This window comes from Nocardia farcinica (assembly GCF_029867845.1).
In the GTDB taxonomy this organism is placed as follows: domain Bacteria; phylum Actinomycetota; class Actinomycetes; order Mycobacteriales; family Mycobacteriaceae; genus Nocardia; species Nocardia farcinica_A.
The window spans coordinates 1-6,486 of record NZ_JARWRU010000991.1 but is presented as its reverse complement, the minus strand read 5'-3'; the positions used below and the strand labels follow the sequence as shown (position 1 = coordinate 6,486).

Below are 6,486 nucleotides of genomic sequence, written 5' to 3'. Positions count from 1 at the left end.
CTACCTCGACCGCGCCCTGCTCGCCCTGGAACGCGGCTTCGCGCCCGAGCCGTGAGCCGCACCCGCCCCCAGGTGGGCCGATGCCGGGACGGGGAACCTTTCGGGCCGGATCAAACCTCAGGTTTCGGCGCAGATCAGGATGGGGTATGACTAGGCTCGTGCTCGGCTGCGTCCGTGTACGCGTGAATTCCGATGTCGTTCGTCGTCGAAAGGGGCTGGAGTATCCATGTCCGAGGTGTCCATGAGCCTTTCGGCGGAAGCTCTTCCCGAGGGCCCGGTCGACAACCTGCTGCCCCAGCTCGTCGAACATCTGCGACAGAACCGCACCGCACTGCGCGAGGAATGGGCCAGGCGCATCACCGACGCCCAGCTGCTCACCGCCATGACCCCGGAGGAGATCTTCTCCGAGGCCACCTCCATCTACGACAACTACGTCGAGGTGCTCGAGACCGGTAGCGTCGAGGCGCTGCAGGCCTACGCCCGCGACCTGTCCGAGCGCATCATCCCGCGTGGCGTCGAGACCGACGAGGTGCTCGGCATCGTGCTGTTGCTGCGCGACGTGCTCGCCCGCTCGCTGTTCGAGAAGTACCAGTCGAACTTCAAGCTGCTCAATCACGCGCTCGACGCCTACGAGCCCGCCGCCAACCGCATCGCCAGCACCGTGGCCATCTCGATCGTGCAGGAGCGCGAGCGCGTCATCCGCCAGCAGCAGGAGGCCATCCGCGAGCTGTCCACCCCGGTGCTGCAGGTCCGCGAGCAGCTGCTCATCCTGCCCATCATCGGCGTGCTCGACAGCCAGCGCGCCCGCCAGCTCACCGAGCAGCTGCTGCGCGCCATCCGTGCCAACCGCGCCAAAGTGGTCGTCATCGACATCACCGGTGTGCCCACCATCGACTCCACCGTGGCCAACCACCTGGTGCAGACCGTCGACGCCTCGGGTCTGATGGGCGCCAGCGTGATCATCACCGGCCTGTCCTCGGAGATCGCGCTGACCCTGGTCACCATCGGCCTCGACCTGTCGAAGATGAACGCCGTCGGCGACCTGCAGGGCGGCATCGAGGAGGCCGAGCGACTGCTCGGCTACGAGGTGACCCGCGTGACCGACCGCTCCATCGAGCGAGACGGGCGCTAACGGGCCACACCTATGCCGGTACCCATTCTCAAGCAGGGCACGTACCTGATCGCGTCGGTCCAGTCCGCCCTGACCGACGCCGATACCGAGCGCCTGCAGGACGACCTGATGAAGCAGGTCAGCAAGTACCGGGCGCACGGCATCATCGTCGACGTCACCGCCATCGATGTGATGGACTCCTTCGCCGCGCGCTCGCTGCGCACGATCGCGCACATGACGCAGCTGCGCGGCGCGGAGACGGTGATCGTCGGCTTACAACCCGAGGTCGCCTTCGCGATGGTGCAACTCGGCCTGACCTTCGAGGACATGCACACCGCGCTCGACCTCGAGGAAGGCCTCGCCTGGCTGGAGAGCAAGTCCTCCAGACGGCGCCAGCGAGATGGTCGTGACAGTGGCCGCTGAGACCGTGGTGATCGTGGTCAAGGTGTCGGAGGACATCGTGACCGCACGACAGGCCGGACGGGAGTTGGCGGCCGAGCTCGGCTTCTCCCTCACCGACCGCACCATGATCTCGACAGCCATCTCCGAAATCGCCCGCAACATCACCAGTTACGCCGGAGTCGGCGAGGTCAGGCTGCTCGTCGAGGAGCGCGAGGGCCGTAAGGCGCTGGTGGTCCAGGCCGAGGACCAGGGGCCCGGCATCAGGGACATCTCCCGCGCGCTCGAGGACGGCTACTCGACCGGCCGCGGCCTCGGTCTCGGATTACCCGGCGCGCGCAGGCTCATGGATCGGCTGACGATCGACTCGGCGCCCGGCCGCGGGACCTTGGTGGAGATGTGGAAGTGGGTGCCCAACGGTGCGTGAGGACGGTCTCATCGGACCTGTCGAGTGGTCGATCGCGGGCCGCGCGATGCCGGGGCAGGAGCAGTCCGGTGATCGGGGCGTGGTGCTGGACGCGGGCGACGGCGCCGTGCTGCTCGCCGCGCTCGACGGCCTCGGGCACGGCAGCGGCGCCGCCGAGGCCACCGAACGCGCGGCCAAGGTGCTCGCCGAGAATCGCGGCGAGCCGCTGGATCTGCTGATGGTGCTGTGCCATCGCGTGATGACCGACACCAGGGGCGCCGCGGTCTCGCTGGCGCTGTTCGCCGAGGACGCGATCCACTGGCTCGGGGTCGGCAATGTCGAGGCCAGGCTGCTGTCCGCCGGTCCGGCCGGGGTGACCGTGCGCGCCACCGCCCTGCTGACCGGCGGCATCGTGGGGTACCGGCTGCCGCAGACGCTCAAGCCGCAGACCGTCCCGGTGCGCGCGGGCGATCTGCTGCTGATGTGCACCGACGGAGTGCTGGCCTCGGTCTGCGAGGCGATCGACCTGTCCAAGCCGACGACGGAGATCACCGCGGGCGTCATCGCCGAACACACAAGGGAGAGCGACGACGCGCTCGTGCTCGCCGCGCGCAGCCGCCGTACCAGCGCCGAGTCGAGCGGGCTCGGCGGCAGGGTCCGATGAGCGGCACGCTGCAGGCCTTCCTGGACGATTACGCCGAAGCGCTTCGGCGGCACCTGGACTCGCCCACCACCGACACCCTCGCCGAGGGCTACGAGCTGGGCAGGCGCGCGCTGGTGGAGAGCGTCAGCCTGCTCGACCTCACCGAGCACCACTTCCGGCTGGCCACCGAGGCCGAGCGGGGGGCCGCCGAGGCGGGCGCGCCGGACGCCAGGATCGCCGAGTCCGCACTGGAATTCCTGCTCCAGACGCTGGCCGCGCTGGACATCGCCACCCGCGGCTATCTGGACGGCACCCGCCGCTACGAGCAACAGCGTTCCCGCGCCGACGATCTCGCCGGCCGCGACGCCTTCCGCACCGCGCTGGTGGAATCGCTGCAGGACGGCTTCTTCGTCGCCACCGCCGACGGCACCGTGATCGAGGTCAACGCCGCCTTCGGGGCCCTGACCGGGTACGGCGCCGCGGGCGTGCCCTATCCGGTGCCGCATCCGTGGTCGCTGCCCGAGGGCGGGCGCTATCCGAGCCTGACCACCGAGGTGCCGCGCTTCGTGCTGCCGATCCGCCATCGCGACGGCCGCAAGCTGTATCTGGCGGTGAGCACCAGCGCCCTGGTGAAGCCGGAGAACGACGAGCTGATCTATGTGGGCACGGTGCGCGACGTGACCGCCGAGTACGCCGCCCACGAGCGCGACCAGGCCGCCACCAGGCTGGTCACCGCGGTCGGCGCGGCCACCAGCGTGATGGAGGTGCTCTCGGTCGGTCTGGACGAGTTGCGCCACACCGTCGACGCGGAGTCCGCGGTGGTCATGGTGTGGCCGACCCGCAACGCCGAGCCCGAGGTCTACATCTCCGGCAAGGCGCGCGCGGCCGACTCCGGCGACGCAGGCACGCGGCGGCTGCTCGAGCGCGCCCGCACCCGGCCGCCGCGCAGCCTGTCGGCGGTGCCGGAGGGCGCCGACAGTTCCGAGAGTTCCGAGGGCATCGTCGCCCCGCTCGGGGAGACCGGCGACGCGGCCATGTTCCTGCGTTTCGCCACCCCGCGCGCGGTCAACAGCGCCGACTGGACGCTGTTCTCGCTACTGATCGGGCATCTGAGCGTGGCGGTGCAGCGGGCACGCAATTTCGACCAGGCGCGCGCGACCTCGCTGACCCTGCAGCGCGCGATGCTCGGCCCGCTGGAGCTGCCGCCGCGGTTCTCGGTGCACTACGAGCCCGCGCTGCCCCCGCTCGAGATCGGCGGCGACTGGTACGACGTGGTGCCCTTGCATGACGGCACGATCGGCGTGATCGTCGGCGACTGCGTCGGCCGCGGTCTGTCCGCCGCGGTGGTGATGGGCCAGCTGCGCACCGCGGGCCGCGCCCTGCTGCTGCGCGGGGCGGGACCGGCCCAGCTACTGGCCGAACTGGACGCGGTGGCCGAGCGGATTCCCGGCGCCATGTGCACCACGGCGTGCGCGGCGGTGCTCGATCCGGTGCGCGGGGTGGTGCGCTACAGCAATGCCGGGCACATGCCGCCGATCCTGGCCGAGGCGGGCAAGCCCGGCAGGCGGCTGGACGGCGGGCGCGCGGTGCCGCTGGCCACCTTCGAGTTGCCACGCAGGCCGGAGGCGACCACCGCGCTGCCGCCCGGCTCGACCCTGGTCATGTTCACCGATGGTCTGGTCGAGCGGCGTGGCGTGGACATCGACGACAGTTTCGACCGCATCTGCGAGGTGCTGACCGGCGCGGCGGAGAAGCTGCCGCGCGAGGTGGCCGACGCGGTGCTGCGCGAGCTGAGCCCGGCGGCGGGCTACGACGACGACGTGGCGATGGTGGTCTATCGCCAGCCGCCGGCGCCGCTGCACGTGGACCTGCCCGCCGAGGCCGCGCTGTTGTCGGGTCTGCGCCGCACCCTGCGCAGCTGGCTCGCGGCGGCGGCCGTGCCGCACGAGCTGGCCACCGACCTGATCGCCGCCGCCAACGAGGCCTCGACCAACAGCGTCGAGCACGCCTACCGAGACGGCGGCGAGTCGCCCCTGGTCCGGTTGAGCGCCTTCATCGAGCGCCCGCCCGGTGTGCCGACGGGCGCGGAGAAGCTGGTCATCGAGGTCGTCGACACGGGCGTGTGGCGGCCGAGGGCGGCCGATCCCGGCAACCGTGGCCGCGGCATCGACATGATGCGGGCGCTGACCGACGAACTCGAGATCGACCACTCCGAGCGCGGCACCCGGGTGCGGATGGTGGTGAACCTGCCCGCGACGGTGAAGTCGCCGGTGGCCAATCCGCTGCGCGGCACGGAACTCAGAATCGGCTGATCCGAGTGGGCCGCGCCCCGGCCCCGGGTCGCGCGCAGGCTCAGGCGTTCGCGGTGTCCTGGCGCCTCGGCAGCTTCCAGCCGGGACGCGGGTAGTGGCAGGTGTAGCCGTCGGGGTAGCGCAGCAGGTAGTCCTGGTGCTCGGGCTCGGCCTCCCAGAACTCGCTCGCCGGGGTCACCTCGGTGACGACCGGTCCCGGCCACAGCCCGGAGGCCTCCACGTCGGCGATGGTCTCCTGGGCTATCGCCCGCTGCTCGTCGTCGAGGTAGAAGATGGCCGAACGGTAGCTGGTGCCGATGTCGTTGCCCTGCCGGTCCTTGGTGGTCGGGTCGTGGATCTGGAAGAAGAACTCGAGCAGCGCCCGGTAGTCGGTGCGCTCGGGGTCGTATTCGATCTCGACCGCCTCGGCGTGGCCTGGGTGGTCGCGGTAGGTCGGATGGTCGTTTCGGCCGCCGGTGTAGCCGACGCGGGTCGACACCACACCGGGCTGCTTGCGGATCAGATCCTGCATGCCCCAGAAACAGCCGCCGGCCAGGATCGCCCTTCGCGTGCCGGTCACATTTCCTCCTCGCGCCTTACGTGCGTTCGACGCGATCGGCTGATCGCGCACCCGGTACAACCCGCGGGGCGGCCGGATAGTTCCACCACCGTCTCCGGCGCGGGTGTACCGCTCGGCCAGGGTGCGCAACCGCTCCCGCAGGATCTCGGGCCGCACGACGGTGAAGTCGGCGTCGAGCATGCCCAGGCCCATGATGGGCCACTCCAGCGAGTCGGCGGACATGCGCACCCGGCAGCTGTGCGCGTCGATCGCCTCCACGACGCTCCAGCGGCCGATGCGTTCGCGCACCTGGTCCTCGGGCGCGCGCACCACCACCTCGATCGCGTACGGGCGCGGCGCCTGCTCGACGCCGGCGCGGACGAATTCCGCGGCGTCGGCGGCGGGCAGCTCGCGCGGCCGGAAGCGGGCCCCGTCGGTGCGCGGATCCGTCAGCCGGTCCACGCGGAAGCTGCGCCAGTCGTGCCGGTCGAGGTCGTAGGCCACCAGGTACCAGCGCCGCCCGAGCGCGACCAGCCGGTGCGGCTCGGTGTGCCGCTCGCTGGTCCTGCCGTCGGCGGCGGTGTAACCGAAACGCAGCCGCTCGCTGTCGCGGCAGGCCAGCGCCAGCGTGGTGAGCACCACGGGGTCGAGCGGCTGCTGCCCCGCCGGACCCCATGCCGCCGGGACGGTCATGGCGCGCAGGGCGTCCACGCGCTTGCGTAATCGCGGCGGCAGCACGTGGATCACCTTGGCCAGCACCCGCACCGCGGACTCGCCGATGCCGTCGACGCCGCCGTGCACGGCCGCCTGCATGCCGACCACGAGGGCGACCGCCTCGTCGTCGTCGATCATCAGCGGCGGCAGCGCCGCGCCGGGGGCGAGCTGATATCCGCCGTCGACGCCGCGCTGCGCCTCGACCGGATAGCCGAGATCGCGCAGGCGCTCCACGTCGCGGCGCAGCGTGCGGGCGGATACACCGAGCCGGTCGGCGAGTTCGTCGCCCGGCCAGTACTTGTGGGTCTGCAGGAGCGACAGCAGTCGCAGGGTCCTGGTGCTGGTAGCGGCCATATTCGACAT

The 6,486-nt window shown here is 71.2% G+C and carries 6 protein-coding genes and 1 pseudogene; 5 read left to right on the top strand and 2 right to left on the bottom strand.

All coding sequences use genetic code 11. The annotated features are described in order from the left end of the window. Nucleotides 1-226 precede the first annotated feature (226 nt). Genes QH283_RS22015 through QH283_RS21995 form a run of 5 tightly spaced genes read left to right on the top strand, consistent with a single transcriptional unit; the run spans nucleotide 227 to nucleotide 4,871 of the window. Nucleotides 227-1,132 (top strand): STAS domain-containing protein, encoded by a 906-nt coding sequence (locus tag QH283_RS22015; protein ID WP_280504863.1) that lies wholly within the window; start codon nucleotides 227-229, stop codon nucleotides 1,130-1,132. 12 nt (nucleotides 1,133-1,144) lie between these two features. Next, complete coding sequence (locus QH283_RS22010) at nucleotides 1,145-1,534, top strand: STAS domain-containing protein (protein WP_040796867.1); 390 nt, start codon at nucleotides 1,145-1,147, stop codon at nucleotides 1,532-1,534. Beyond that, nucleotides 1,512-1,937, top strand: a complete 426-nt coding sequence (locus QH283_RS22005; protein WP_280504862.1) for an anti-sigma regulatory factor — start codon at nucleotides 1,512-1,514, stop codon at nucleotides 1,935-1,937. The genes QH283_RS22010 and QH283_RS22005 overlap by 23 nt, the downstream gene beginning before the upstream one ends. Further along, nucleotides 1,930-2,580, top strand: a complete 651-nt coding sequence (locus QH283_RS22000) for a SpoIIE family protein phosphatase (RefSeq protein ID WP_280504861.1) — start codon at nucleotides 1,930-1,932, stop codon at nucleotides 2,578-2,580. Before QH283_RS22005 ends, QH283_RS22000 begins: the two co-directional genes overlap by 8 nt. After that, on the top strand, nucleotides 2,577-4,871 hold the full coding sequence (locus QH283_RS21995; protein ID WP_280504860.1) for a SpoIIE family protein phosphatase: 2,295 nt from the start codon (nucleotides 2,577-2,579) through the stop codon (nucleotides 4,869-4,871). Before QH283_RS22000 ends, QH283_RS21995 begins: the two co-directional genes overlap by 4 nt. A gap of 40 nt (nucleotides 4,872-4,911) precedes the next feature. Here QH283_RS21995 and msrA read toward each other — a convergent pair whose 3' ends face one another. Beyond that, nucleotides 4,912-5,382 carry a peptide-methionine (S)-S-oxide reductase MsrA gene (msrA, locus tag QH283_RS21990; RefSeq protein WP_414689609.1) on the bottom strand — a complete coding sequence of 157 codons (471 nt, stop codon included), beginning with the start codon at nucleotides 5,380-5,382 and terminating at the stop codon, nucleotides 4,912-4,914. 156 nt (nucleotides 5,383-5,538) lie between these two features. Beyond that, nucleotides 5,539-6,477, bottom strand: a pseudogene (locus QH283_RS21985) (helix-turn-helix transcriptional regulator); the annotation flags it as partial. Nucleotides 6,478-6,486 lie beyond the last annotated feature (9 nt).

Coding starts and splice junctions, on each gene's coding strand:
- QH283_RS22010 (WP_040796867.1), top strand. CDS start 1,145: ATGCCGGTACCCATTCTCAAGCAGGGCACGTACCTGATCGCGTCGGTC.
- QH283_RS22005 (WP_280504862.1), top strand. CDS start 1,512: ATGGTCGTGACAGTGGCCGCTGAGACCGTGGTGATCGTGGTCAAGGTG.
- QH283_RS21995 (WP_280504860.1), top strand. CDS start 2,577: ATGAGCGGCACGCTGCAGGCCTTCCTGGACGATTACGCCGAAGCGCTT.
- msrA (WP_414689609.1), bottom strand. CDS start 5,382: ATGCAGGATCTGATCCGCAAGCAGCCCGGTGTGGTGTCGACCCGCGTC.
- QH283_RS22015 (WP_280504863.1), top strand. CDS start 227: ATGTCCGAGGTGTCCATGAGCCTTTCGGCGGAAGCTCTTCCCGAGGGC.